This is a genomic window from Pseudomonas sp. H26/SER47-MNA-CIBAN-0231 (assembly GCF_040310465.1).
GTDB lineage: Bacteria > Pseudomonadota > Gammaproteobacteria > Pseudomonadales > Pseudomonadaceae > Aquipseudomonas > Aquipseudomonas atacamensis.
The window spans coordinates 82,188-107,547 of the sequence record NZ_JBEOPW010000021.1 but is presented as its reverse complement, the minus strand read 5'-3'; the positions used below and the strand labels follow the sequence as shown (position 1 = coordinate 107,547).

Genomic DNA, 25,360 nt, shown 5'->3' with positions numbered 1-25,360 from the left:
GAAAAATGCTCCGTATCTTTCGATACGGAGCATTTTCTTTGAGCGCTGCGCAGATTGCTAGGTTTTCACACAGTCTGGGATCGGGCGGGTTTTTTAACGGCTACAGGAAGATCACTCTTCGATGTTGCCCATCGCGGTGGTGTTGAAGCCGCCGTCGACGTACATGATTTCACCGCTGATGCCCGACGCCAGGTCGGAGCACAGGAAGGCGCCGGCGTTGCCGACTTCTTCGATGGTGACGTTGCGGCGCAGCGGAGTCTGCGCTTCGTTGGCAGCCAGCATCTTGCGGAAGTTCTTGATGCCGGAAGCAGCCAGGGTGCGGATCGGGCCAGCCGATACGCAGTTGACGCGGGTGCCGTCCGGACCGAGGGAACCGGCCAGGTAACGGACGCCGGCTTCCAGCGAAGCCTTGGCCATGCCCATCACGTTGTAGTTCGGCATGGTGCGCTCGGCGCCCAGGTACGACAGGGTCAGCAGGCTGCCGTTGCGGCCTTTCATCATTTCGCGGCCAGCTTTGGCCAGGGCCACGAAGCTGTAGGCGCTGATGTCGTGAGCGATGCGGAAACCTTCACGGGTAGTGGCTTCGGTGAAGTCGCCGTCCAGTTGGTCGCCCGGGGCGAAGCCGACGGAGTGCACGATGCAGTCCAGGCCGTCCCACTTCTTGCTCAGCTCTTCGAAGACCTTGGCGATTTCTTCATCGCTGGCCACGTCGCACGGGAAGCACAGCTCAGGGCTCGAACCCCAGCCTTGTGCGAATTCTTCGACGCGACCCTTGAGTTTGTCGTTCTGATAAGTGAAGGCAAGCTCAGCGCCCTCGCGATGCATGGCGGCAGCGATGCCGGATGCGATGGACAGCTTGCTGGCGACACCGACGATCAGTACGCGCTTACCGGCGAGAAAACCCATGTGTTGCTCCTCTTTCAGGTTATTGCGCAGTGGCTGGTGCCAGAAAAGCGGCTTCCAGCAACTGCTGTGTATACGGATGTTGGGGGGCGGCAAAAATACTTTGCGCGTCTCCCTGTTCGACCACTTGGCCATGCTTGACCACCATCAGCTGGTGGCTCAGCGCTTTGACGACAGCCAGGTCATGGCTGATGAACAAATACGTCAGGTTGTACTTGGCTTGCAGTGAACGCAACAGCTCCACCACTTGCCGCTGCACCGTGCGGTCGAGCGCCGAAGTCGGCTCGTCCAGCAGGATCAGCGCCGGTTTCAGCACCAAGGCCCGGGCAATGGCGATTCGCTGCCGTTGCCCTCCGGAAAATTCGTGGGGGTAGCGGTGCCGGGTTTCCGGATCCAGACCTACCTCCTTCAATGCCGCAATGATCGCCGCTTCCTGTTCGGTCGCGGTGCCCATCTTGTGTATCCGCAGGCCTTCGCCAACGATGTCATTGACGCACATGCGCGGGCTCAGGCTGCCAAACGGGTCCTGAAACACCACCTGCATCTCCCGCCGCAGCGGGCGAACCTCACTCTGCGTCAGGCAGTCTAGCTGCTTGCCTTCAAAGCGGATCGCGCCTTTGCTGCCGATCAGACGCAAAATCGCCAGACCGAGGGTGGATTTGCCGGAACCGCTTTCGCCGACGATCCCCAGGGTCTGACCCTGCGGCAGGCTGAAATTGATGCCGTCCACTGCCTTGACGTAATCCACCGTGCGCTTGAGCAGGCCTTTCTTGATCGGGAACCAGACTTTGAGGTCCTCGACTTCGAGCAGCGGCGCGCCGATTTCATTGCTCGCGGGGCCGCCGCTGGGCTCCGCGCCGAGCAATTCCCGAGTGTACGGATGCTGCGGCGAACGGAACAGCTCTGCGCACGATGCCTGTTCGACGATGCAACCGCGCTGCATGACACATACGCGATGCGCAATTCTTCGCACCAGGTTCAAATCGTGACTGATCAGTAACAGCGACATCCCCAATCGAGCCTGAAGATCCTTGAGCAAATCGAGGATTTTCAGCTGAACGGTCACGTCCAGCGCGGTGGTCGGTTCGTCGGCAATCAGCAATTCCGGCTCGTTGGCCAGGGCCATGGCGATCATCACCCGCTGGCGCTGGCCGCCGGACAATTCATGGGGCAGGGCCTTGAGACGCTTGTGCGGCTCGGGAATGCCGACCATCTCCAGCAGCTCCAAAGTGCGCCTGGTCGCGACTTTGCCGCTCAGGCCCTTGTGGATGCCGAGCACTTCGTTGATCTGCTTCTCGATCGAATGCAGCGGATTGAGCGAGGTCATCGGCTCCTGAAAGATCATGGCGATGCGGTTGCCACGAATATGGCGGATGGTCTTCTCGCTCAAATCCAGCAGGTTCTGCCCGGCGTAATTGATGCTGCCGGCCGGATGCCGCGCCATGGGGTAGGGCAGCAGGCGCAGGATCGAATGCGCCGTGACCGATTTGCCCGAGCCCGATTCGCCGACCAGCGCCAGGGTTTCGCCGCGCTTGATGTCGAAGCTCACGCCCTCGACCACGCGGTGGACCCGCTCGCCGAAACCGAATTCGACGGCGAGGTCGCGCACTTCGATCAGATTGTCCTGATTCATTTCACTTCCTCGGGTCGAAGGCATCGCGAGCGGACTCGCCGATAAACACCAGCAGGCTCAACATCAGCGCCAGCACGGCAAACGCGCTCATGCCCAGCCATGGCGCCTGCAGGTTGGATTTGCCTTGGGCAACCAGTTCGCCCAGCGACGGACTGCCGGCCGGCAAGCCGAAGCCGAGGAAGTCCAGCGCGGTCAGGGTGCCGATGGCGCCGGTAAGGATGAACGGCATGAAAGTCATGGTCGAGACCATGGCGTTGGGCAAGATGTGGCGGAACATGATCGCGCCGTTCTGCATGCCCAGCGCGCGGGCGGCGCGCACGTATTCCAAATTGCGGCCACGGAGGAACTCGGCGCGCACCACATCGACCAGGCTCATCCACGAGAACAGCAGCATGATGCCCAGCAACCACCAGAAATTCGGCTGGACGAAACTGGCAAGGATGATCAGCAGATACAGCACCGGCAGCCCCGACCAGATCTCGAGAAAACGCTGCCCGGCGAGATCGACCCAGCCGCCATAAAAGCCCTGTAGCGCCCCGGCAATCACGCCGATGATCGAACTCAGCACGGTCAGCGTCAGCGCAAACAACACGGAAATGCGGAAACCGTAGATCACCCGCGCCAACACGTCGCGGCCCTGATCGTCGGTGCCCAGCAGGTTGTCCGCCGAGGGTGGCGCCGGGGCCGGGACTTTCAGGTCGTAGTTGATGCTCTGGTAGCTGTAGGGGATCGGCGCCCACAGAATCCACGCGTCCTTGGCCTTGAGCAGTTCGCGAATGTACGGACTCTTGTAGTTGGCTTCCAGCGGGAATTCGCCGCCGAACGCGGTTTCCGGATAGCGCTTGATCGCCGGGAAATACCAGTTGTTGTCGTAATGCACGACCAGCGGCTTGTCGTTGGCAATCAGCTCGGCGCCCAGGCTCAGGCCGAACAGGATCAGAAACAGCCACAGCGACCACCAGCCACGCTTGTTGGCCTTGAACAGTTCGAAGCGCCGGCGGTTGAGAGGGGACAGGTTCATCTCAATGCTCCCGGCTGGCGAAGTCGATACGCGGATCGACAAAGGTGTAGGTCAGATCGCCGATCAGTTTCACCACCAGCCCGAGCAGGGTGAAGATGAACAGCGTGCCGAACACCACCGGGTAATCGCGATTGATCGCCGCTTCGAAACTCATCAGGCCAAGGCCGTCGAGGGAAAAAATCACTTCCACCAGCAGGGAACCGGTGAAGAAAATGCCGATGAACGCCGACGGAAAACCGGCAATCACCAGCAGCATGGCATTGCGGAATACATGCCCGTAGAGCACGCGATGGCGGGTCAGACCCTTGGCCTTGGCGGTGACCACGTACTGCTTGTTGATCTCGTCGAGAAAGCTGTTCTTGGTCAGCAGGGTCATGGTCGCGAAGTTGCCGATCACCAGCGCGGTGACCGGCAATGCCAGGTGCCAGAAGTAATCGAGGATCTTGCCGCCCAGGCTCAGCTCATCGAAGTTGTTCGAAGTCAGCCCGCGCAGGGGGAACCAGTCCAGATAACTGCCGCCGGCAAACACCACGATCAGCAGGATCGCAAACAGGAACGCCGGGATCGCATAGCCGACGATGATCGCCGAACTGGTCCAGACATCGAAGTGGCTGCCGTGCCGCGTGGCCTTGGCGATGCCCAGCGGGATCGACACCAGATACATGATCAGCGTGCTCCACAGCCCCAGCGAGATCGACACCGGCATCTTTTCCTTGATCAGGTCGATGACCTTGGCGTCGCGGAAGAAACTGTCGCCGAAATCCAGCTGCGCGTAGTTCTTGACCATGATCCATAGGCGTTCCGGGGCCGATTTGTCGAACCCGTACATGTGCTCGATTTCCTTGATCAGCGCCGGGTCCAGCCCCTGCGCGCCACGGTATGACGAGCCGGCCACCGCCACTTCGGCACCGCCGCCGGCAATCCGGCTGGTGGCGCCTTCGAAGCCTTCGAGCTTGGCGATCATCTGCTCGACCGGCCCGCCGGGCGCGGCCTGAATGATCACGAAGTTGATCAGCAGAATGCCGAACAGGGTCGGGATGATCAGCAGCAGTCGCCGAAAGATATACGCCAGCATCTGATTACTCCGTGCCCGCAGGGTCGGCTTGCAGTTGGGTTTCGACTTCTACGGCAGGCTTGGCGTCAGGCTTGACCCACCAGGTGTTGATGCCAATGTCGTACTTGGGCGAGGTTTTCGGGTGGCCTATATGATTCCAGTAAGCCACGCGCCAGCTCTTGATGTGCCAGTTCGGCACCACGTAGTAGCCCCATTGCAGAACACGATCCAGCGCGCGAGCGTGGGCCACCAGGCTTTTGCGCGAGTCGGCGTTGATCAGGCTTTCCACCAGTTGGTCAACGGTCGGATCCTTCAGACCCATGCTGTTGCGGCTGCTCGGTTTGTCGGCGGCGGCGCTCATCCAGTATTCGCGCTGCTCGTTGCCCGGCGAGTTGGACTGGGGAAAGCTGCCGACCATCATGTCGAAATCCCGCGAGCGCACGCGGTTGATGTACTGCGAGACGTCGACGCGGCGGATCACCAGATCGATACCGAGGTCGCTGAGGTTGCGCTTGAACGGCAGCAGCACGCGTTCGAATTCGGTCTGGGCAAGAAGAAATTCGATCACCACCGGTTTGCCGGTGGCGTCGACCATTTTGTCATCGACGATTTTCCAGCCGGCCTCTTGCAGCAGTTGATACGCCTCGCGCTGCTGGGTGCGGATCATGCCGCTGGCGTCGGTCTTGGGATTTTCGAAGGCTTCGCTGAACACCTGGGCCGGCAGTTGGCTGCGGAACGGTTCGAGGATCTTCCGTTGCTCGGCGTCGGGCAGGCCGGTGGCGGCCATTTCCGAGTTCTCGAAGTAACTGCGGGTGCGCACGTAGGCGCCGTTGAATAATTGCTTGTTGGTCCATTCGAAATCGAACAGCAGCCCCAGCGCCTGACGCACGCGCACATCCTGGAACACCGGGCGGCGCAGGTTGAAGACGAAGCCCTGCATGCCGGTCGGGTTGCTGTTGGGGATCAGTTCTTTGATCAAGCGCCCCTCGGTGACCGCCGGAACGTTATAGGCGCTGGCCCAGTTCTTCGCGGTCATTTCCAGCCAATAGTCGAACTGTCCGGCCTTCAGCGCTTCGAGGGCGACGGTGTTGTCGCGGTAATAGTCGGTAGTCATCGTGTCGAAGTTGTAGAAGCCACGGTTGACCGGCAAGTCCTTGCCCCAGTAATCCTTGACCCGTTCGTAACGTACCGAACGGCCGGCCTTCACTTGGGTGACCTTGTACGGGCCGCTGCCCAGCGGGATTTCCAGATTGCCCTTGTTGAAGTCGCGGCTGGCCCACCAGTGTTTCGGCAGGACCGGCAACTGGCCGAGGATCAGCGGCAGCTCGCGGTTGTTGCTGTGCTTGAACTTGAACAAGACCTTCAGCGGGTCTTCGGCGATGGCTTCGGCAACGTCGTTGTAGTAGCCGCGAAACATTGGCGAGCCTTCCTTGGTCAGCGTCTCGAAGCTGAACACCACGTCTTCGGCGCGCACCGGGTGGCCGTCGTGAAAGCGTGCTTCCGGGCGCAGGTAGAAGCGCACCCAACTGTTGTCCTCGGCTTTCTCGATCTTGCTGGCAATCAGGCCGTACTCGGTGAACGGCTCGTCGAGGCTGTGTTTGGTCAGGGTGTCGTAGATCTGGCCGATGTCATCGGCGGGCACGCCTTTGTTGATGAACGGGTTGAGGCTGTCGAAGCCACCGAAGCCGGCCTGACGGAATACGCCGCCCTTGGGCGCATCAGGGTTCACGTAGTCGAAATGCTTGAAATCGGCCGGGTATTTCGGCGGCTCGTTGTACAGGGTCACGGCGTGTTGCGGGGCGGCCCAGGCCAGCCCGGCGAACAGCAAGCCGCCGGCCTGCACGAGCAGGGTGCGAACAGCGTTCATCGATCTTTCTCCGAAGACTTCAGCCACCATGCGCTCAGGCCCAGGGTGTAGGGCGGCGTGGTGACAAAGGCCAACCGGTTGCGGTAGGCCAGACGGTGATAATTGAGGTACCAGTTGGGAATGCTGTAGTGCTGCCAGAGCAGCACGCGGTCGAGCGCCTTGCCGGCGGCGACCTGCTCGTCGCGGGTGCGCGCGGCGAGCAACTGTTCGAGCAGGTGATCGACCACCGGATTGGCGATGCCCGCGTAATTCTTGCTGCCCTTGACGTTTACCTGGCTGGAGTGGAAGTACTGCCACTGCTCAAGGCCCGGGCTCAGGGTCTGGCCGAGGGTCATCGAGATCATGTCGAAATCGAATTGGTCGAGGCGCTGTTTGTACTGGGCGCGATCGACGGTACGCAGGCGCGCGTCGATGCCGATGCTGTTGAGATTCTCGATGTAAGGCTGATAAAGCCGCTCCAGGCTCGGATTGACCAGCAGCAGTTCGAAACGCAGCGGTTGGCCGTCCTTATTTTGCAGGCGCTGGCCGTGGAGCTTCCAACCGGCCTCGGCGAGCAGGGCGAGGGCTTTACGCATGGTCTCGCGCGGGATGCCACGGCCGTCGGTTTTCGGCAGGGTGAACGGCTCGGTGAACAGCCGGGCTGGCAACTGCTCCTTGTAAGGCTTGAGCATCAGCCATTCATGCCCGACCGGCAGGCCGGACGCAGTGAATTCGCTGTTGGGGTAGTAACTGCTCGTGCGCTTATAGGCATCGCTGAACAGCGCGCGGTTGGTCCATTCGAAGTCGAACATCAGACCCAACGCTTCGCGCGTCCTGGCATCGGCGAAGGTCGCGCGGCGGCTGTTCATGAACAGGCCCTGAGTCTGGGTCGGGATCTGATGCGGGATCTGCACCTTGATCACTTCGCCACGACGTACAGCAGGGAAGTTGTAACCGTTGACCCAGTTCTTCGCCTGATGCTCGATGTAGATGTCGAACTCACCGGCCTTGAACGCTTCGAAGGCGACATCGCTGTCGCGGTAGAACTCGACGTCCATGCGATCGAAATTGTACTTGCCGCGATTGACCGCTAAGTCCTTGCCCCAGTAATCCTTGACCCGCTCGAAAATCAGCTGCCGCCCCGGCGTGACCGACGTGATGCGGTACGGCCCGCTACCCAGCGGCGGTTCGAAGGTGGTGGCTTTGAAGTCGCGGTCTTTCCAGTAATGCTGCGGCAGTACCGGCAATTCGCCCAGGCGCAGGATCAACAGCGGATTGCCCGAGCGCTTGAACACGAAACGAATGCGCTGCTTGTTGAGGATGTCGACCCGCAGCACTTCCTGCAGGGCCGTGCGATACAGCGGATGACCGTCCTTGAGCAGCGTTCGATAGGAGAACGCCACGTCGTAGGCGGTGACAGGCGCGCCGTCGTGAAAGCGCGCTTCGGGGCGCAAATTGAAGACGACCCAGCTGCGATCTTCGCTGTACTCCACCGATTGTGCGATCAACCCGTAACTCGACGCGGGTTCGTCGCCGGACGGCGAATACTGCCCGGTGCCAACCATCAGCGGCTCGTTGAGCTCGTTGATGCCGTACTGGAGAAAATTGGCGGTGGTGACCGGGCTGGTGCCCTTGAAAGTGTACGGATTGACCGTATCGAAGGTGCCGAACGCCATCACCCGCAACGTACCGCCCTTGGGCGCTTGCGGGTTGACCCAGTCGAAGTGGGTAAATCTGGCCGGGTACTTGAGCGTGCCGAACTGCGCATAACCGTGACTTTCGGTAATCGTCGCGCTTGCGGGTGAGCTCAAGGCCAGGCTGATCAGGAGCAGGGGGAGGGCACGCTTCAAGTCAGATCCGATCCAGCGGCTTGGGCTTTGTGGGCCGTACAGTAACAGCTTGTCTGGACAGGAAAAAGATGCGGGTTAATGCCGGGTTAATCGTTTGCGCGAAGAGCCCCTCACCCTAACCCTCTCCCGGAGGGAGAGGGGACTGATCGTGGTGTCTGGGCGAATTGCACCGAGGTGCGATACCGAGTCGAAGTCAGTTTCTGAAAAGCCCCCGATCGGCTCCCTTTCCCCCTCTCCCCCCTGGGGGAGAGGGCTGGGGTGAGGGGGGTGGATCTAAAGCACACCACAAAAACTTCATCCAAAAAAAGCCCCTGAAATATCAGGGGCTCTTCAATCAGTGCGGCTGATAAACCGTAAGCATCTGCCCCGGTTTCAACGCCTTGCCCGCACCCGGGTTCCAACGCTTGAGATGTTGCATCTCGACGTTGAAGCGCTTGGCCACCACGTACAGGGTGTCGCCGCGCTTGACCTTGTACTGGGTCTGCTGCTTGCTCTCGTCCTTGCCTTTGCTCTTGGTATTCGCCGCGACCACGGTGTTGACCCGGCCAGACTTGCGCGCCGGTGCACGCTTGGTGTTGTCCTGCATGACCAGGGTCTGGCCGACCTTGAGGTTCTTGCCGGTCAGCTTGTTCCAGCGCTGCAGATCCTTGACTTCGACCTTGTTGGCCTTGGCGATGGAGCCGAGGTTGTCGCCACGCTTGACCCGATAAGCACGTTTGAGCTGTGCCACTTCCGACGGATCGGCGCCTTCGAACACCGGTTTCAGCGAGCGCGGGCTGATCAGTTCGTCCGGGCGCATGGTCTGCAGACTGGCGGTCAGCAGTTGCGCCTTGGATGTCGGCACCAGCAAATGCTGCGGACCGTCGATGGTGGTGCGCTGTTTGAACGCCGGATTGAGCTGGAACAGTTCGTCTTCATCGATGTTCGCCACCGCAGCGACCTTGGACAGGTCCATGCGCTGGTTGATTTCGACGACCTGGAAGTACGGCTCGTTGGCGATCGGATTGAGGTTGACGCCGTAGGCTTCCGGCGCCAGCACCACTTGCGACAGCGCCAGCAACTTCGGCACATAGGCCTGGGTTTCCGCCGGCAGCGGCAGGTTCCAGTAGTCGGTGGGCAGGCCGAGCTTTTCGTTGCGTTCGATCGCGCGGCTAACGGTGCCTTCACCGGCGTTGTAGGCTGCCAGCGCCAGCAGCCAGTCGCCGTTGAACATGTCGTGCAGGCGAGTCAGGTAATCCATCGCTGCCGTGGTCGAAGCGGTGATGTCGCGACGACCGTCGTAGAAGCGGGTCTGGCGCAGGTTGAAGTAGCGCCCGGTGGACGGAATGAATTGCCACAGGCCCACCGCATCGGCGCGGGAGTAGGCCATCGGGTTGTACGCGCTCTCGATCACCGGCAGCAGGGCCAGTTCCAGCGGCATGTTGCGCTCTTCGAGGCGTTCGACAATGTAATGAATGTAGAGGCTGCCGCGTTCGCCGGCATTCTCGAGAAAAGAGGGATTACTGGCGAACCACAGGCGTTGTTGCTCGATGCGCGGATTGACGCCAAGGCCTTCCTGCAACTGGAAGCCCTGGCGCATGCGTTCCCAGATGTCCTGGGGCGCCACGGGAGTGGGCTTCTCGGTCAGCCAGATCGGCTTCTGCTTGGCTCGCGCAGCAATGTTCGGCGTATGCGTCGCTTCAGTCTGCGGAGCGTGGCTGGAGCAACCCGCCAGCGTGGCGGACACAGCCACCGCGATGGCTTGCGCCAGGCGGGTCAAAGCATCTGAATTGACGGACTTACGTATGGATGACGACATTGGCTGGAAGTAAGTTCCGGGCAAAAATGTCGGGCGATTCTAGAAAGCGCACCCCCTGCGGTCAACCATTGAGAATTTTTGTCCCGGCCGGCGCGCTTGTCAGAACTTGTCTTTCCATGCCCGCAGAGCCGCAAATACCTCGCTCGGCTCCCGGTTTTGAGCGCCTTCCCGTTCGTCCACTTTTTGTGTAACCAATGTTTCAGAAGTGCGTAAAAACGGATTGGTCAGCTTTTCCAGGGCCAAAGTCGACGGCAATGTCATCACGCCGTTCTGCCGTTGCTGCGTGACCTTTTCCAGACGGGCGGCGACTTCCGGGTTGCCCGGCTCGACGGCGGCGGCAAATTTCAGATTGCTCAAGGTGTATTCATGGGTGCAGTAAACCAGCGTATCTTCCGGCAGGGCCGCAAGACGGCTGAGCGAGCGGTACATCTGCTCGGGGGTGCCTTCGAACAACCGGCCGCAACCGGCGGCGAACAGGGTGTCGCCGCAGAACAGCAGGCCATGGTGGTAATAGGCGATGTGCCCCAGGGTGTGACCGGGCACCGCATAGACGTCGAAGTCCCAGCCGAGCACGCTGACGCTGTCGTTGTCCTTGAGCGCTACGTCGCGCGCCGGGATGCTTTCGCTGGCCGGGCCGTAGACCTTGGCGCCGGTCGCGGCTTTCAGGCGCTCGACGCCGCCGACATGGTCATGGTGATGGTGAGTGATCAGAATATCGCTGAGCACCCAGCCCGGATGCGCGTCAAGCCACGCCTGCACCGGGGCGGCGTCGCCCGGATCAACCACCGCGCAGCGCTGGGTCTGATGATCCTGTAACAACCAGATGTAGTTGTCGGTGAACGCGGGCAGGGCACTGATCTGTATCATCGTCGGAATTCGCCAAGCAGAAAACATTGGCGCATCTTAGTAGTTCCTGGCGCGTTGGAGAATGACATGACCGATAAAGCGTTCGCTCAGGCCGATCCCGACTGGCTGGCATTGATCAGCGCCGCCCGCGAATGGCTGTCGGGGCCGCTCGGGCAATTTCTGCTGGATGAAGAGCGGCGCATGCTCGATGACGAGCTCGGCCGCTTCTTCGGCGGTTATCTGGTGCATTACGGGCCGTCCGCCGAAACCCCGCCGGCCGCGCCGCAAGTGCAGCGCAACGTGCGTCTCGGCGCACCGTTGCCCGGAGTCGAGATCGTCTGCGAAGAGCAGGCCTGGCCGTTGAGCGAGCACGCCGCCGACGTGGTGGTGATGCAGCATGGCCTGGATTTCTGCCTGTCGCCCCACGGTTTGCTGCGTGAAGCAGCGAGCAGCGTGCGCCCCGGCGGACATCTGCTGATCATCGGCATCAACCCCTGGAGCACCTGGGGGCTGCGGCATTTCTTCGCCAATGATGCCCTGCGCAAGGCGCGCTGCATCTCGCCGTCGCGGGTCGCCGACTGGCTCAATCTGCTGGGCTTCGCGCTGGAGAAACGCCGCTTCGGGTGCTATCGTCCGCCGCTCGCATCACCCAAGTGGCAGAACCGTCTGGCCGGCTGGGAACGCAAGGCCGGTGACTGGCAATTGTCCGGCGGGGGCTTCTATCTGCTGGTGGCGCGCAAGATCGTGGTGGGGCTCCGGCCGTTGCGCCAGGAACGCCGCGAGCCGATGGGCAAGCTGATTCCGCTGCCGATGGCCAAGGTCAACCGCCGCCGCATCGAACCGTAAATCTTCTTTTATTTGTGGCCGGGCTTGTCCCGGCCGCGGTCATTGTCGATCCGTGATTGGCAGGACAGGCATTTTTCTGGAAAGACTGGCATGAGCGAAAGCGTGGAAAGCGTCGACACCGTAGAACTGTTCACCGACGGTGCCTGCAAGGGCAACCCCGGCCCCGGCGGCTGGGGCGCGCTGCTGGTGTGCAAGGGCGTCGAAAAGGAATTGTGGGGCGGCGAGGCCAACACCACCAACAACCGCATGGAGCTGCTCGGCGCGATTCGTGGCCTCGAAGCGCTCAAGCGCCCCTGCGAAGTGCTGCTGGTCACCGACTCGCAATACGTGATGAAAGGCATCAACGAGTGGATGGTCAACTGGAAGAAGCGCGGCTGGAAAACCGCTGCGAAAGAACCGGTGAAAAACGCCGATCTGTGGAAAGAGCTGGACGAGCAGGTCAATCGCCACAAAGTCACCTGGAAATGGGTGCGCGGGCACATTGGTCATCACGGTAACGAGCGGGCTGACCAGCTGGCCAACCGTGGGGTGGATGAAGTTCGCGGTTACAAGCAGAGCTGATTTCGCTTCTAACCGTGGCGTGGCCGTTCGCGAGCAGGCTCGCTCCCACATTTGCAATGCATTCCCCTGTAGGAGCTGCCGAAGGCTGCGATCTTTTGATCTTGCTGTAAGAAAAATCAAAAGATCGCAGCGTGCCGCAGCTCCTACAGGCTTCATTCCCAGCGTGTTAACATCCGCGCCTTTGCCCGATTGACCCGTTGAGAGCTGAGCACTGATGGCCACCAGATCCGTTGTACTCGATACCGAAACCACCGGCATGCCGGTGACCGATGGTCACCGGATCATTGAAATCGGTTGCGTCGAACTGATCGGTCGGCGCCTGACGGGCCGGCATTTTCACGTTTATCTGCAACCGGATCGCGAAAGCGACGAGGGTGCGATCGGTGTGCACGGTATTACCAACGAATTCCTCGTTGGCAAGCCGCGCTTTGCCGAAGTCGCCGACGAGTTCTTCGAGTTCATTCAGGGCGCACAGCTGATCATTCACAACGCGGCGTTCGACGTTGGCTTCATCAACAACGAATTCGCCTTGATGGGCCAGCACGATCGCGCTGACATCACCCAGCACTGCACGATCCTCGACACCCTGATGATGGCTCGGGAACGTCACCCGGGGCAGCGCAACAGCCTCGATGCGTTGTGCAAGCGTTACGGCGTCGACAACTCCGGCCGTGAACTGCACGGCGCTTTGCTCGACTCGGAGATTCTCGCCGACGTCTATCTGACCATGACCGGCGGCCAGACCAGCCTGTCGCTGGCCGGCAACGCCTCCGATGGCAATGGCACGGGCGAGGGTGCCGACAACTCGGCTACCGAAATCCGCCGCCTGCCGGTCGATCGCCAGCCAGCACGCATCATCCGGGCGACTGAAGAAGAACTGGCGGCGCATCTGGTGCGGCTGGAAATCATCGCCAAATCGGCGGGAGCGCCGGCGTTGTGGACGCAGATTGCCGAGGCTGATGCGCAGGCCTGAAAAACCTGAAGATCAAAAGATCGCAGCCTTCGGCGGCTCCTACGGGGATTGCATTCCAAGTTAGAGACACCGAAGGCAGCGATTTTTTGCATTTGGCGACATGGAGCCAAGTTGCCACCCTCGCCACATTCGCTGCAACCCTCTACCCTGAGTGCACTGGTCAGGTGCAAATCTGCCGCCTCAGGACACTGAGCCTCATGTACAAAGAGTTGAAATTTGCGCTGGCAATCATCCATCGCGACAGCAAGGTCGACACTGTCGGCTGCGTCAAGGAATGAGGACTTTTCCCAGTATGCAACCGGTCATGAATCCGAAATACCCAGGGTTGTCGGTGCGGGTCGCCGACGAAGGTTTTGCGCCGTATATCTGGGGCAGCGACTTCAGTTTCGAGGTTGCCGCCTATGGCGCCGCCGTGATCGGCAAGCCGGTCGAGCAGTGGCCGGTGACGCCGATCGTGCCGTACCGCAAGTGCTACGGTATTGATCCGGAAGAGTTCAGCGCCTTTCACAACGCGCCCGACAGTGCGATTTTCATGGCGTACCTGGACGACGAGCCGGTTGGTCACCTGGTGATCAGCACCAACTGGAACGGCTTTGCCCACATCGATGAACTGGCGGTGCATGCCCCGGCCCGTCGCCACGGCGTGGCCAAGGCGTTGCTCGATGTCGCGCAGTTCTGGAGTCGCAAGAAGAAGCTGCCGGGCATCATGCTCGAAACCCAGAACAACAACCTCGGCGCCTGTCGTCTGTATGAGCGTTGCGGTTATGTGATCGGCGGCATCGACCAGTTGCGCTATCGCGGCATCGATCCGCACACCGCCGAAGTCGCGTTGTTCTGGTATCGCCTGTTCGATAATCCGCTGGAAAAACCACTCAGCTCGACAACATCGCCTCGGCTTGTTCCGTGACGATCGTCAGCAGTGTCTGAATCGCCGCTGACGGCGTGGCATGTTTGAAGGTCAGGGCGTAGAGGTTGATCGGCACTGCCGGTGAGAGCGGGCAGACGTCAAGCCCACCGGCGCGGGCGCCCAACGCGGTGAAGGGGTCGACGATGGCCAGACCTTCGCCGGCCTCGACCATGCTGCGCATCATCTGATGGGTCTGCACGCGGGTCTGAATGCTTGGCGCCGGGCGCAAGGCCTGGAGTTTGTTTTCCAGTGCCGGGCTCAGCGGATCATGCCCTTCGAGACCGACCATGGCCTGACCGGCCAGATCCGCGAGGGAAATGTATTTCTGTTTCGGTTGTAGCCAGCCGTGCGGAGCGAGCAATTGCAGCTTGCCCTGGGCCAGCGGCTGGCAGTGGATATCGGGATGTTCGGGATCGTGCAGGCTCAGGCCCAGATCGCTTTCGCGCAGTAACAGGCTGCGAACGATGTCGCGAGTCGGCGCGCTGAGCAGGCTGCAAGGTGCGTCCGGCAAGCGCCGACGCAGAGTCGCAAGGCTTTGTGGCAGCAATTGTTGGGCCAGCGGCGGGGTGCCGATGATGCGCAAGGGCGGGGCGAGGTATTGCTTGAGGCTGCTGGCCAGACGCTGCACCGGCTCAAGCGCCTCGTAAATGTGCGCGATTTCCACTTGCAAGGCGCGCGCTTCGGCGGTCGATTGCAGGCGCCCGCGAACGCTGGCGAACAGCATGAACCCCAACTGACTCTCGGCTTCGCGCAAACGCTCTTCGACCTCGGTCACCGGCAGTTGCAGCCATTCGGCGGCGGTGCCCAGGTGACCGGTCTGCAAGAGCGCCTGAATCACTTCGATGTGGCGTAAACGCATGCGTGAAGTCCATGTTCAGCAGGTGGGGTCAGACGCTGAATCCTACCCCAAGTCCGCTCGCATGACTTCTGCTCATAACGCTGGGTTATTGAGCGACGGTTGGCTCAGGTTCGCGAATCAGGGTAATGCCTGATTGAACCAGGAGAAACTCGCTGTCACTGACTTTGTTGACCCGATCGCCAATAGCCAGTCTGTAAATGGGCTCCGAGCCAGTGGATCCGTCTGCAGACGGGTTCGATTCCTGGAATTCATGCACGGAATAAACGCGGCCTTCCGCATCTCTTGCATGAAACTGACCGACGAGTACTGCTGCCATCTGCTTAGAACCTCTGGAGATAAAACGCTTGATTTGCGGCTTTGTAGACCGTCACCAAGCTCGGTAAGTTTTCCTACAGGAAAAAAATATTCGCCGCGCAGGAAAAACCAATGACCACTGGTGAAAGCGCCACTGGATCATCTATAACTAGCGACTCTTCCCACGGACCATCGAGAGTCATCCATGAGCAATGTCTACAACGTCGCTGTAGTGGTCGGTAGCCTGCGCAAAGCATCGATCAATCGCAAAGTCGCACTGGCCCTCGCCGAACTGGCGCCGGCCAATCTCAAGCTCGAGATTGTCGAAATCGGTGAGCTGCCGCTGTACAACGAAGACATCGACGGCGCTTCTCCGCCGGCAGCCTACAGCACTTTCCGTCAGAAAGTGGCGTCATCCGACGCGGTGCTGTTTGTTACCCCCGAGTACAACCGCTCGATCCCGGCACCGTTGAAGAACGCCATCGACGTTGGTTCGCGCCCTTATGGCCAGAGCGCGTGGAGTGGCAAACCCGGTGCGGTGATCAGCGTATCGCCAGGCGCCATCGGCGGCTTCGGCGCCAACCAGCACCTGCGCCAGACTTTTGTTTTCCTCGATATCCATTGCCTGCAACAGCCGGAAGCGTATCTGGGCGGCGCCGGTAACGCGTTCGACGAAGCGGGCAAACTGAGCGACTCGGTGAAGCCGTTCCTGCAAAAATTCATTGATGCCTACGGCCAGTTCGTAGAGCAACACAAGAAATAAACTCACCGAAACTCACTGTGGGAGCGAGCCTGCTCGCGAAGGCGGACTGTCAGATAACAATTTCACGTCTGACACACCGCTTTCGCGAGCAGGCTCGCTCCCACATTTGTTCGATTTCCACCCGTTTCGCTATTTGAAGGCTTCTGCGAATGCTCGCTGCGTCACTGATTTTCCTGCTGACCATCACCCTCGTCATCTGGCAACCCAAAGGTCTCGGCGTCGGCTGGAGTGCAACGCTGGGCGCCGTGCTGGCGTTGATTTTTGGCGTCGTTCACCTCACGGATATTCCGCTGGTCTGGCAGATCATCTGGAACGCCACCGGCACCTTCGTGGCGCTGATCATCATCAGCCTGTTGCTCGACGAGGCTGGCTTTTTCAATTGGGCGGCGCTGCACGTGGCGCGTTGGGGGCGGGGCAGTGGGCGCAAACTGTTTGCCTTCATGGTGCTGCTTGGTGCGCTGGTGTCTGCGTTGTTCGCCAATGACGGCGCGGCGCTGATTCTCACGCCGATCGTGATTTCGATGCTGTTGGCGTTGCGCTTTTCACCGGCGGCGACGCTGGCATTCGTCATGGGCGCCGGGTTCATTGCCGACACGGCGAGCCTGCCGCTGGTGGTATCGAACCTGGTCAACATCGTTTCGGCGGACTTCTTCCACATCGGCTTCAACCGCTATGCCGCGGTGATGGTGCCGGTCAACTTCGTCAGCGTGGCGGCGACGCTGGGCATGTTGCTGTGGTTTTTTCGCCGCGACATCCCGGCGGCGTACGACCCGGAACAACTGGAAACCCCGCACACCGCGATCCACGACAAAGCGACGTTCTATGCCGGTTGGGCGGTGTTGGTGATCCTGTTGATCGGCTGCTTTGCCCTCGAACCGCTGGGCATTCCGATCAGCGCAATTTCCGCTGTGTGCGCCGCCTTGCTGCTGGGTATTGCCGCGCGCGGCCACAAAATCTCCACGCGCAAAGTGATGAAAGAGGCGCCGTGGCAGATCGTGATTTTCTCGCTGGGCATGTATCTGGTGGTGTACGGCCTGCGCAATGCCGGACTCACCAGTTACCTCGCCGGGTGGCTGGACGTATTCGCCGGCCACGGCGTGTGGGGCGCGGCGATGGGCACCGGGGTGCTGACGGCGCTGCTGTCGTCGATCATGAACAACTTGCCGACGGTGTTGATCGGCTTGTTGTCGATTGATGCCAGTCAGGCCAGCGGCGTGATCAAGGAAGCAATGATCTACGCCAACGTGATCGGCAGCGACCTGGGGCCGAAGATCACTCCGATCGGCAGTCTGGCGACCTTGTTGTGGTTGCATGTGCTGGAGCGCAAGGGCATCCACATCGGCTGGGGCTATTACTTCCGCGTCGGGATTGTGCTGACGGTGCCGGTGTTGCTGGTGACGTTGGCGGCGTTGGCGGTGCGGCTTTCGCTGTAGACCGGGGTGGGCCCAATCGCTGGCAAGCCAGCTCCCACAGGATTTGTATTCACCGCGAAACCTGTGGGAGCTGGCTTGCCAGCGATTGGGCCAGTTCAGGCACCACAAATCTCAGGTTTGACCGGGCACATTCGGCCAAAGATCCGCCACCAGAAACAACCGCTCCGCCTCTTCCCATTCGCCCTGGGCATTCTCGGTCAGGCGTACCATCAACTGCGCCGGGGCCAGTGCTGGCAGGTCTTCCAGCCACAAACGCAGGTGCTCATCTGTCCAGACCTGATCCGCCGGGTAATGCGCCGGCGCCAGCCACGCATGGCGGGGCAGGGGTTGCCAGCGGCCCGGCGGGCGCTGCGCGACAAACGCCGGCCAGTCCTTCTGATGCAGCCAACTGCCACGCAGATGTTGCGGATGCGCGCCGTGCGGTGAGTCGGCCTGCCCGGGCCACGGATACAGCAGATAACCGCCCAGCCACAGCTGCGCGCTGAAGGTTTCGATATCCAGCGCCGCGAGCACTTCGCGGCTTTCTGGGCGCGCCGAGATCGGCAATTGATGCTCGGCCAGATGTGCCAGCTTACGATCCAGCCGATCATGACAACCCGGCCCCAACCACTGCGCCGGATCGCGGCCATCGCCATCCTGCGGGCCAAGGTAGAGCTTGATCGCCAGTTCCAGATGATGCACGCCGTCGCGGTCACGCAGCAGCATGTCCAGCTCGCCGAGGGTGTGCCCGGCGCGGCGGATTGGCAGGTTGGCGGCGATCAATTCTATGCCCGGCGCATGCGAGACGGCGAACTGCCACAGGCGCTCGTAATACAGGCCCAGGCGCCGGGTGCGCGCCTGCGCCAGCCATTGCAGCAGGCCGTAACTGTCGTGGTCGAGCTGGCGCAGCCAATGTTCGAGACGCTGCGGGTCGGGCACCCAGTCGCTGCCGGCGAGCGGATGGCGCTGCGGCCACGGCGTAGCGGCGAGCATCGGCGGGGCGAGGATCACCCACGCCAGGTCCCGCACTTCGGGATGGCGTAACTGATGGGGCAACTGCAACAAATCGGGAAACAGGATCATCTTGCGAGCATAGCCTTAAACCTGAGCGCACCCTTGTGGCTGAAAGGATTTTGTCTATCTGGCGCTTTCGCCCATAATCGGGTTTTCGCGTTTTCGATTGTCCGCAGAGGTCCCATGGAGCAATTTCGTAATATCGGCATCATCGGTCGCCTGGGCAGTTCCCAGGTGCTGGATACCGTCCGCCGACTGAAACGCTTTCTGCTCGACCGTCACCTGCATGTGATCCTCGAAGACACCATCGCTGAAGTCCTGCCCGGCCACGGCCTGCAAACCTCGTCGCGCAAGATGCTCGGCGAAGTCTGCGACATGGTCATCGTCGTCGGCGGTGACGGCAGCCTGCTCGGCGCTGCGCGGGCGCTGGCCAAGCACAATATTCCGGTGCTGGGCATCAACCGTGGCAGCCTCGGCTTCCTCACCGATATTCGCCCGGACGAGCTGGAAATCAAGGTCGCCGAAGTGCTCGACGGCCACTATCTGGTAGAAAACCGCTTCCTGCTGCAAGCCGAAGTGCGTCGCCATGGCGAGGCCATCGGCCAGGGCGATGCGCTCAACGATGTGGTGCTGCACCCGGGCAAATCGACGCGGATGATCGAATTCGAGCTGTATATCGACGGCCAGTTCGTCTGCAGCCAGAAGGCCGACGGCCTGATCGTCGCCACGCCCACCGGCTCCACCGCCTATGCGTTGTCCGCCGGCGGGCCGATCATGCATCCCAAGCTCGACGCTATTGTGATTGTGCCGATGTACCCCCATACCTTGTCGGGACGGCCGATCGTGGTCGATGGCAACAGTGAGCTGAAAATCGTCGTGTCCAAAGATATGCAGATCTATCCGCAGGTGTCCTGCGACGGCCAGAACCACTTCACCTGCGCACCGGGCGACACCATTACCGTGAGCAAGAAAGCGCAGAAGCTGCGCCTGATTCATCCGCTCGATCACAATTACTACGAGGTGTGCCGCACCAAGCTTGGCTGGGGCAGCAAGCTGGGGGGCGGAGGCGACTGATGCTCGATCCCGCGCGCAGTTACGACCTGATCGGTGACGTGCACGGATGCGCCATGACCCTCGAACACTTGCTGGACCGTCTCGGTTATCACAAGCAGGGCGGGGTCTGGCGGCATCCGTCACGCATGGCGGTGTTCGTCGGCGACATCATCGACCGTGGCCCGCGTATTCGCGAGGCGCTGCATATCGTCCACGACATGGTCGAGGCGGGGCAGGCGCTGTGCATCATGGGCAACCATGAATTCAATGCGCTCGGCTGGGTCACCCCGGCGCCACCGGGCAGCGGCAAGCAGTTCGTGCGCGAACACACCAAGCGCCATGCGCGGCTGTTGCAGGAAACCCTGAGCCAATTCGAGGACCATCCCGGTGACTGGCATGACTTCCAGCAGTGGTTCTACGAGCTGCCGCTGTTCGTCGATGCCGGTCGCTTCCGCGTCGTCCATGCGTGCTGGGATGCCGGACTGATCGAGCCGCTGCGGGCGCTGTTCCCCAATGGCTGCGTCGATGAGCATTTCCTCCAGGCCTCGGCGGTGCCCGGCAGCTTCGCCTGCACCGTGTTCGACCGCTTGCTGCGCGGCACCGACATGCGTCTGCCCGGTGGCCTGACCATGACCAGCGGCGACGGTCTGGTGCGTTCGTTCTTCCGCACCAAGTTCTGGGAGGACGACCCGAAAACCTACGGCGACATCGTCTTCCAGCCCGATGCACTGCCGGAACCTGTCGCGCAGACGCCGCTGACTTCAACCGAAAAGAATTCCCTGCTGCGCTATGGCGTCGACGAGCCGTTGCTGTTCGTCGGCCACTACTGGCGCAGCGGCAAACCGGCGCCGATCCGCCCGAACCTCGCGTGCCTGGATTACAGCGCCGTGCTTTACGGCAAACTGGTGGCCTATCGTCTGGACCAGGAAACGCGCCTGGATCCGCAAAAATTCGTCTGGGTCGATGTCGAGCGGCCGGAGGTCCTGCAATGAGTGCGGTAGCGGTATTGCGCCTGCCGTTGGCGGTGGATTTGAGCGGTTTTGTCAAACTGCTGCAACGCATGCAAGTGCCCCATCGGGTCAGCGAAGAGGCGGGCGAACAGGTGTTGTGGGCGCCGGAGGAAATCAGCGAGGACGTGCGTTCGTTGTACGAGCGCTTCCCGGCCGGCGACCCGGATCAGCAACTGGACATTCCCGTGGGCCAGACCTTCAAACGGCCGGGTTTTGCCGAACAGTTGAAACACGCCAGGGCCACCGGATTGATTCTGCTGTTGAGCCTGATCGTTGGTGGTCTGACCTTCCTCGGCGAAAACCTCGAGACCCTGCGCTGGCTGACCTTCCTCGATTTTCGCGTGATCGGCGAGTACATCCACTTCACGCCCCTGGCCGACAGTCTGGCGGCAGGGCAGTGGTGGCGGCTGGTCACGCCGATGCTGATCCACTTCGGCATCCTCCATCTGGCCATGAACGGCATGTGGTATTGGGAGCTGGGGCGGCGCATCGAGTCGCGTCAGGGCAGCATAAACCTGATCGGCCTGACGCTGCTGTTCAGTCTGGTGTCCAACTACGCGCAGTTCGTCTGGAGCGGCCCGAGCCTGTTTGGTGGGCTGTCCGGCGTGCTTTACGGCTTGCTCGGGCATTGCTGGATTTTCCAGCTGCTGGCGCCGAACCCGGCCTATCGTCTGCCGCGCGGCGTGCTGGTGATGATGCTGGTGTGGCTGGTGGTGTGCATGTCCGGGGTGATTTCGCTGATCGGTTTCGGCCAGATCGCCAACGCCGCGCACCTGAGCGGGTTACTCATCGGATGCTTTACCGGTTTGTTGGGCGGTTTGTATAACCGCCGTAAACTGGCCGTCTAACATTTTTTGTTTCAGCAAAGAGCACGGAGACCCTGATGTCCTCTTTCAACGACATGATCAGCAACATCACCCCGGACATCTACGAAAGCCTGAAACTGGCCGTGGAAATCGGCAAATGGTCCGACGGCAACAAACTCACTGCCGAACAGCGCGAGCTGTCGTTGCAGGCGATGATTGCCTGGGAAGTCCAGAACCTGCCCGAAGACCAGCGCACTGGCTACATGGGCCCGCAAGAATGTGCGTCGAAGTCGATCGAAGTGCCGAACATCCTGTTCAAGTCGGATGCCATCCATTGATCGAGATTGGCCGCGGTGCAATCAGCAAAATGTCGGCGCGCCTGGACGGGTCGAACGTGCAATACGCGTTTCGTCTGGATGACGTCGAGGTGCCGGTCAATCCGTTGATCGGCAGCACGTTGCGTCTGGAATTCCTGGGGGCGATCCACTGCACCCATTGCGGGCGCAAGACCAAAACCAGTTTCAGCCAGGGTTATTGCTACCCGTGCATGACCAAACTGGCACAGTGCGACCTGTGCATCATGAGCCCGGAGCGTTGCCACTTCGACGCCGGCACCTGCCGCGATCCGGTGTGGGGCCAGCAGTTCTGCATGACCGACCATGTGGTCTACCTGGCCAACTCGTCAGGGATCAAGGTCGGTATCACCCGTGCCACCCAGTTGCCGACCCGCTGGCTCGATCAGGGTGCGAGTCAAGCCTTGCCAATCATGCGTGTATCGACACGCCAGCAGTCGGGCTTTGTCGAGGACCTGTTCCGCAGCCAGGTGGCGGACAAGACCAACTGGCGCGCGCTGCTCAAGGGCGATGCCGCGGCGGTGGATCTGGCCCAAGTGCGCGATCAGTTGTTCGAAAGCTGCGCTGAGGGCCTGCAAGGGTTGCAGGAGCGATTCGGCCTACAGGCGATTCAGACGATTGCCGATGTCGAACCGCTGGAAATCCGCTATCCCGTCGAGCAATACCCGGCGAAAATCGTCAGCTTCAACCTGGACAAGAACCCGATTGCCGAAGGCACGCTGCTGGGGATCAAGGGCCAGTACCTGATCTTCGACACCGGCGTGATCAACATTCGTAAATACACGGCGTACCAGCTCGCCGTGCATCAATAAGGATTCCAGCATGCGCACCGAACAACCGAAGATGATCTATCTCAAGGACTATCAGGCGCCCGAGTACCTGATTGACGAAACGCACCTGACCTTCGAGTTGTTCGAGGACCACAGCCTGGTTCACGCGCAACTGGTGATGCGCCGCAACCCGGAGCGCGGCGCCGGCCTGCCGCCGCTGGTGCTCGACGGCCAGCAACTTGAGCTGCTCTCGGTGACGCTGGCGGACCGGGAGCTGAGCGCTGCTGACTATCAAGTCTCGGACAGCCACCTGACCCTGCAGCCGACCAGTGAAACCTTCACCCTCGACACCAGCGTACGCATCCACCCGGAAACCAATACCGCGCTGGAAGGCCTGTACAAGTCCGGCGCGATGTTCTGCACCCAGTGCGAGGCCGAAGGCTTTCGCAAGATCACCTATTACCTCGACCGCCCGGACGTGATGAGCAAGTTCACCACCACCGTCGTGGCCGAACAGCACAGCTACCCGGTGCTGCTCTCCAACGGTAACCCGATCGCTTCCGGCCCCGGTGAAGACGGCCGGCACTGGGCGACCTGGGAAGACCCGTTCAAGAAACCAGCGTATCTGTTTGCGCTGGTCGCCGGTGATCTGTGGTGCGTCGAAGACACCTTCACCACCATGAGCCAGCGCAATGTCGCGCTGCGCATTTATGTCGAGCCGGAAAACATCGACAAGTGCCAGCACGCGATGAACAGCCTGAAGAAGTCCATGCGCTGGGACGAAGAGGTCTATGGTCGCGAGTACGATCTGGACATCTTCATGATCGTCGCCGTCAACGATTTCAATATGGGCGCGATGGAGAACAAGGGCCTCAATATCTTCAACTCCAGCGCCGTGCTGGCCCGCGCCGAAACCGCCACCGACGCCGCGCACCAGCGGGTCGAGGCGATCGTCGCCCACGAATACTTCCACAACTGGTCGGGCAACCGCGTGACCTGCCGTGACTGGTTCCAATTGTCGCTCAAGGAAGGCTTCACGGTGTTCCGCGATGCCGGTTTCTCCTCGGACATGAACTCGGCGACGGTCAAGCGCATTCAGGACGTGGCGTACCTGCGTACCCACCAGTTCGCCGAAGATGCCGGGCCGATGGCCCACGCCGTGCGTCCGGACAGCTTCATCGAGATTTCCAACTTCTACACCCTGACCGTGTACGAAAAGGGCTCGGAAGTGGTCGGCATGATCCACACCCTGCTGGGCGCAGAAGGCTTCCGCAAGGGCAGCGATCTGTACTTCGAGCGCCACGACGGCCAGGCCGTGACCTGCGACGACTTCGTCAAGGCCATGGAAGATGCCAATGGCGTTGATCTCAGCCAGTTCAAGCGCTGGTACAGCCAGGCCGGCACACCGCGTCTGGCCGTCAGCGAGTCCTACGACGCTGCGGCGAAAACCTACAGCCTGACCTTCCGCCAGAGCTGCCCGCCGACCCCGGACAAGGTGGAAAAACTGCCGTTCGTGATCCCGGTCGAGCTCGGCCTGCTCGACAGCCAAGGCAATGAAATCGCCCTGCGTCTGGCTGGCGAAGCGTCGGCACAAGGTACCACCCGAGTGATCTCGGTGACCGAAGCCGAGCAGACCTTCACCTTCGTCGACATCAACGAACAGCCGCTGCCATCACTGCTGCGCGGCTTCTCGGCGCCGGTGAAACTGAGCTTCCCGTACAACCGCGATCAACTGATGTTCCTGATGCAGCACGACAGCGACGGTTTCAATCGCTGGGATGCCGGTCAGCAACTGTCGGTGCAAGTGCTTCAAGAGTTGATCGGCCAACATCAGAAAGGCGAGAGCCTGAAGCTCGATCCGCGTTTGGTGTCGGCGCTGCGCACGGTGCTGTCCGACGAGTCGCTGGATCAGGCGATGGTTGCCGAAATGCTCTCGCTGCCGGGGGAGGCCTATCTCACCGAGATCAGCGAAGTGGCTGACGTCGAGGCGATTCACGTCGCTCGCGAGTTCGCCCGCAAGCAACTCGCCGAAGGCTTGTTCGAAGCGCTGTGGCTGCGTTATCAGGCCAACCGCGATCTGTCGAAAAAGACTCCGTACGTCGCCGAGGCAGAGCACTTCGCTCGTCGCGCCTTGCAGAACATTGCCCTGTCGTACCTGATGCTCAGCGGCAAGCCGGAAGTGCTGGCGGCGGCGCTGGAGCAATTCGAGACCGCCGACAACATGACCGAGCGCCTGACCGCCCTGGCGGTGCTGGTCAACTCGCCGTTCGAAGAACAGAAGGCCCTCGCCCTGGCCAGCTTCGCCGAGCACTTCAAGGACAATCCGCTGGTCATGGATCAGTGGTTCAGCGTGCAGGCTGGCAGCACCTTGCCGGGCGGTTTGGAGCGGGTGAAGGCGTTGATGCAGCACCCGGCATTCAACATCAAGAACCCGAACAAGGTGCGGGCACTGATCGGCGCGTTCGCCGGGCAGAACCTGATCAACTTCCACGCGGCGGACGGTTCCGGTTATCGCTTCCTCGCCGATCTGGTGATCGAACTGAACGGCTTCAACCCACAGATCGCCTCGCGCCAACTGGCCCCGCTGACTCGCTGGCGCAAATACGACAGCGCGCGTCAGGCGTTGATGAAGGCTGAGCTGGAACGCATTCTGGCGTCCGGGTCGCTGTCCAGCGATGTGTATGAAGTGGTGAGCAAAAGCCTGGCGTAACCCGATCCGGTAGGAACCGTCGAGTTGATCGTTCCCATGCTCTGCGTGGGAATGCCTCTCTCGACGCTCTGCGTCGGC

23 protein-coding genes are annotated in these 25,360 nt (G+C 61.0%); 12 read left to right on the top strand and 11 right to left on the bottom strand.

Features of this window, described 5'->3' with window-relative positions; genetic code table 11:
• Window positions 1-111: 111 nt before the first annotated feature.
• From fabI to gloB, 8 genes are all read right to left on the bottom strand, one after another.
• Window positions 112-906 (bottom strand): enoyl-ACP reductase FabI, encoded by a 795-nt coding sequence (gene fabI / locus AAEZ10_RS24400; RefSeq protein WP_003202751.1) that lies wholly within the window; start codon window positions 904-906, stop codon window positions 112-114.
• 19 nt (window positions 907-925) lie between these two features.
• Window positions 926-2,536, bottom strand: coding sequence for an ABC transporter ATP-binding protein (locus AAEZ10_RS24395; protein WP_243243310.1), 1,611 nt, complete (start codon window positions 2,534-2,536; stop codon window positions 926-928).
• A gap of 1 nt (window position 2,537) precedes the next feature.
• Window positions 2,538-3,557 carry an ABC transporter permease gene (locus tag AAEZ10_RS24390; protein WP_016774153.1) on the bottom strand — a complete coding sequence of 340 codons (1,020 nt, stop codon included), beginning with the start codon at window positions 3,555-3,557 and terminating at the stop codon, window positions 2,538-2,540.
• Window position 3,558: 1 nt separating this feature from the next.
• Complete coding sequence (locus tag AAEZ10_RS24385) at window positions 3,559-4,632, bottom strand: microcin C ABC transporter permease YejB (protein WP_016774154.1); 1,074 nt, start codon at window positions 4,630-4,632, stop codon at window positions 3,559-3,561.
• 4 nt (window positions 4,633-4,636) lie between these two features.
• Window positions 4,637-6,478: an extracellular solute-binding protein gene (locus AAEZ10_RS24380; protein WP_350571342.1), complete on the bottom strand. Its 1,842-nt coding sequence runs from the start codon at window positions 6,476-6,478 to the stop codon at window positions 4,637-4,639.
• A complete protein-coding gene (locus AAEZ10_RS24375) occupies window positions 6,475-8,307 on the bottom strand; it encodes an extracellular solute-binding protein (RefSeq protein WP_350571340.1) in 1,833 nt (610 codons plus the stop codon). Before AAEZ10_RS24375 ends, AAEZ10_RS24380 begins: the two co-directional genes overlap by 4 nt.
• 334 nt (window positions 8,308-8,641) lie before the next feature.
• On the bottom strand, window positions 8,642-10,105 hold the full coding sequence (locus AAEZ10_RS24370) for a transglycosylase SLT domain-containing protein (RefSeq protein WP_039763240.1): 1,464 nt from the start codon (window positions 10,103-10,105) through the stop codon (window positions 8,642-8,644).
• A 99-nt stretch (window positions 10,106-10,204) separates the two neighbouring features.
• Window positions 10,205-10,972 (bottom strand): hydroxyacylglutathione hydrolase, encoded by a 768-nt coding sequence (gloB, locus tag AAEZ10_RS24365; RefSeq protein WP_073475417.1) that lies wholly within the window; start codon window positions 10,970-10,972, stop codon window positions 10,205-10,207.
• 66 nt (window positions 10,973-11,038) lie between these two features.
• On the opposite strand from gloB, the gene AAEZ10_RS24360 reads away from it, so the two are divergent.
• The 4 genes from AAEZ10_RS24360 to AAEZ10_RS24345 all read left to right on the top strand — a co-directional run bounded on the left by AAEZ10_RS24360 (window position 11,039) and on the right by AAEZ10_RS24345 (window position 14,238).
• Window positions 11,039-11,797 carry a class I SAM-dependent methyltransferase gene (locus tag AAEZ10_RS24360; RefSeq protein ID WP_041480625.1) on the top strand — a complete coding sequence of 253 codons (759 nt, stop codon included), beginning with the start codon at window positions 11,039-11,041 and terminating at the stop codon, window positions 11,795-11,797.
• A 90-nt stretch (window positions 11,798-11,887) separates the two neighbouring features.
• On the top strand, window positions 11,888-12,358 hold the full coding sequence (gene rnhA / locus AAEZ10_RS24355) for a ribonuclease HI (protein ID WP_350571337.1): 471 nt from the start codon (window positions 11,888-11,890) through the stop codon (window positions 12,356-12,358).
• A gap of 214 nt (window positions 12,359-12,572) precedes the next feature.
• Window positions 12,573-13,331, top strand: coding sequence for a DNA polymerase III subunit epsilon (dnaQ, locus tag AAEZ10_RS24350; protein ID WP_024012494.1), 759 nt, complete (start codon window positions 12,573-12,575; stop codon window positions 13,329-13,331).
• 292 nt (window positions 13,332-13,623) lie between these two features.
• On the top strand, window positions 13,624-14,238 hold the full coding sequence (locus AAEZ10_RS24345; RefSeq protein ID WP_016774208.1) for a GNAT family N-acetyltransferase: 615 nt from the start codon (window positions 13,624-13,626) through the stop codon (window positions 14,236-14,238).
• Here AAEZ10_RS24345 and AAEZ10_RS24340 read toward each other — a convergent pair.
• A complete protein-coding gene (locus AAEZ10_RS24340) occupies window positions 14,204-15,097 on the bottom strand; it encodes a LysR family transcriptional regulator (RefSeq protein WP_339100095.1) in 894 nt (297 codons plus the stop codon). The two genes, AAEZ10_RS24345 and AAEZ10_RS24340, sit on opposite strands and share 35 nt — an antisense overlap.
• 85 nt (window positions 15,098-15,182) lie before the next feature.
• Window positions 15,183-15,413, bottom strand: a complete 231-nt coding sequence (locus AAEZ10_RS24335) for a hypothetical protein (RefSeq protein ID WP_016774209.1) — start codon at window positions 15,411-15,413, stop codon at window positions 15,183-15,185.
• Window positions 15,414-15,596: 183 nt separating this feature from the next.
• Between AAEZ10_RS24335 and AAEZ10_RS24330 the strand changes: the two genes are divergently transcribed.
• A complete protein-coding gene (locus AAEZ10_RS24330; protein ID WP_024012496.1) occupies window positions 15,597-16,154 on the top strand; it encodes an NADPH-dependent FMN reductase in 558 nt (185 codons plus the stop codon).
• 149 nt (window positions 16,155-16,303) lie between these two features.
• Window positions 16,304-17,587: an arsenic transporter gene (locus AAEZ10_RS24325; protein ID WP_339100094.1), complete on the top strand. Its 1,284-nt coding sequence runs from the start codon at window positions 16,304-16,306 to the stop codon at window positions 17,585-17,587.
• Window positions 17,588-17,698: 111 nt separating this feature from the next.
• Here the strand turns inward: AAEZ10_RS24325 and AAEZ10_RS24320 are convergent, their stop codons facing one another.
• A complete protein-coding gene (locus AAEZ10_RS24320) occupies window positions 17,699-18,649 on the bottom strand; it encodes a DUF1853 family protein (RefSeq protein ID WP_339100093.1) in 951 nt (316 codons plus the stop codon).
• A gap of 114 nt (window positions 18,650-18,763) precedes the next feature.
• Here AAEZ10_RS24320 and AAEZ10_RS24315 point away from each other — a divergent pair, with 114 nt between their 5' ends.
• Genes AAEZ10_RS24315 through pepN form a run of 6 tightly spaced genes read left to right on the top strand, consistent with a single transcriptional unit; the run spans window position 18,764 to window position 25,282 of the window.
• Window positions 18,764-19,654, top strand: a complete 891-nt coding sequence (locus AAEZ10_RS24315) for an NAD(+) kinase (protein WP_016774212.1) — start codon at window positions 18,764-18,766, stop codon at window positions 19,652-19,654.
• The gene (locus tag AAEZ10_RS24310; protein WP_095179579.1) at window positions 19,654-20,625 is read left to right on the top strand and encodes a metallophosphoesterase; all 972 of its coding nucleotides are present in this window, start codon (window positions 19,654-19,656) and stop codon (window positions 20,623-20,625) included. The genes AAEZ10_RS24315 and AAEZ10_RS24310 overlap by 1 nt, the downstream gene beginning before the upstream one ends.
• On the top strand, window positions 20,622-21,491 hold the full coding sequence (locus AAEZ10_RS24305) for a rhomboid family intramembrane serine protease (RefSeq protein WP_339100092.1): 870 nt from the start codon (window positions 20,622-20,624) through the stop codon (window positions 21,489-21,491). The genes AAEZ10_RS24310 and AAEZ10_RS24305 overlap by 4 nt, the downstream gene beginning before the upstream one ends.
• Before the next feature lie 35 nt (window positions 21,492-21,526).
• Window positions 21,527-21,787, top strand: coding sequence for a YeaC family protein (locus tag AAEZ10_RS24300; protein WP_064361999.1), 261 nt, complete (start codon window positions 21,527-21,529; stop codon window positions 21,785-21,787).
• Complete coding sequence (locus tag AAEZ10_RS24295; protein WP_016774216.1) at window positions 21,784-22,614, top strand: DUF2797 domain-containing protein; 831 nt, start codon at window positions 21,784-21,786, stop codon at window positions 22,612-22,614. The genes AAEZ10_RS24300 and AAEZ10_RS24295 overlap by 4 nt, the downstream gene beginning before the upstream one ends.
• A 10-nt stretch (window positions 22,615-22,624) precedes the next feature.
• Complete coding sequence (gene pepN, locus AAEZ10_RS24290; protein ID WP_339100091.1) at window positions 22,625-25,282, top strand: aminopeptidase N; 2,658 nt, start codon at window positions 22,625-22,627, stop codon at window positions 25,280-25,282.
• Window positions 25,283-25,360 lie beyond the last annotated feature (78 nt).

Excerpts from the sequence above, each read along its gene's own strand:
- fabI (WP_003202751.1), bottom strand. The coding sequence starts at position 906 with ATGGGTTTTCTCGCCGGTAAGCGCGTACTGATCGTCGGTGTCGCCAGC.
- AAEZ10_RS24395 (WP_243243310.1), bottom strand. The coding sequence starts at position 2,536 with ATGAATCAGGACAATCTGATCGAAGTGCGCGACCTCGCCGTCGAATTC.
- AAEZ10_RS24390 (WP_016774153.1), bottom strand. The coding sequence starts at position 3,557 with ATGAACCTGTCCCCTCTCAACCGCCGGCGCTTCGAACTGTTCAAGGCC.
- AAEZ10_RS24385 (WP_016774154.1), bottom strand. The coding sequence starts at position 4,632 with ATGCTGGCGTATATCTTTCGGCGACTGCTGCTGATCATCCCGACCCTG.
- AAEZ10_RS24380 (WP_350571342.1), bottom strand. The coding sequence starts at position 6,478 with ATGAACGCTGTTCGCACCCTGCTCGTGCAGGCCGGCGGCTTGCTGTTC.
- AAEZ10_RS24370 (WP_039763240.1), bottom strand. The coding sequence starts at position 10,105 with ATGTCGTCATCCATACGTAAGTCCGTCAATTCAGATGCTTTGACCCGC.
- gloB (WP_073475417.1), bottom strand. The coding sequence starts at position 10,972 with ATGATACAGATCAGTGCCCTGCCCGCGTTCACCGACAACTACATCTGG.
- AAEZ10_RS24360 (WP_041480625.1), top strand. The coding sequence starts at position 11,039 with ATGACCGATAAAGCGTTCGCTCAGGCCGATCCCGACTGGCTGGCATTG.
- rnhA (WP_350571337.1), top strand. The coding sequence starts at position 11,888 with ATGAGCGAAAGCGTGGAAAGCGTCGACACCGTAGAACTGTTCACCGAC.
- dnaQ (WP_024012494.1), top strand. The coding sequence starts at position 12,573 with ATGGCCACCAGATCCGTTGTACTCGATACCGAAACCACCGGCATGCCG.
- AAEZ10_RS24345 (WP_016774208.1), top strand. The coding sequence starts at position 13,624 with ATGCAACCGGTCATGAATCCGAAATACCCAGGGTTGTCGGTGCGGGTC.
- AAEZ10_RS24340 (WP_339100095.1), bottom strand. The coding sequence starts at position 15,097 with ATGCGTTTACGCCACATCGAAGTGATTCAGGCGCTCTTGCAGACCGGT.
- AAEZ10_RS24335 (WP_016774209.1), bottom strand. The coding sequence starts at position 15,413 with ATGGCAGCAGTACTCGTCGGTCAGTTTCATGCAAGAGATGCGGAAGGC.
- AAEZ10_RS24330 (WP_024012496.1), top strand. The coding sequence starts at position 15,597 with ATGAGCAATGTCTACAACGTCGCTGTAGTGGTCGGTAGCCTGCGCAAA.
- AAEZ10_RS24325 (WP_339100094.1), top strand. The coding sequence starts at position 16,304 with ATGCTCGCTGCGTCACTGATTTTCCTGCTGACCATCACCCTCGTCATC.
- AAEZ10_RS24320 (WP_339100093.1), bottom strand. The coding sequence starts at position 18,649 with ATGATCCTGTTTCCCGATTTGTTGCAGTTGCCCCATCAGTTACGCCAT.
- AAEZ10_RS24315 (WP_016774212.1), top strand. The coding sequence starts at position 18,764 with ATGGAGCAATTTCGTAATATCGGCATCATCGGTCGCCTGGGCAGTTCC.
- AAEZ10_RS24310 (WP_095179579.1), top strand. The coding sequence starts at position 19,654 with ATGCTCGATCCCGCGCGCAGTTACGACCTGATCGGTGACGTGCACGGA.
- AAEZ10_RS24305 (WP_339100092.1), top strand. The coding sequence starts at position 20,622 with ATGAGTGCGGTAGCGGTATTGCGCCTGCCGTTGGCGGTGGATTTGAGC.
- AAEZ10_RS24300 (WP_064361999.1), top strand. The coding sequence starts at position 21,527 with ATGTCCTCTTTCAACGACATGATCAGCAACATCACCCCGGACATCTAC.
- pepN (WP_339100091.1), top strand. The coding sequence starts at position 22,625 with ATGCGCACCGAACAACCGAAGATGATCTATCTCAAGGACTATCAGGCG.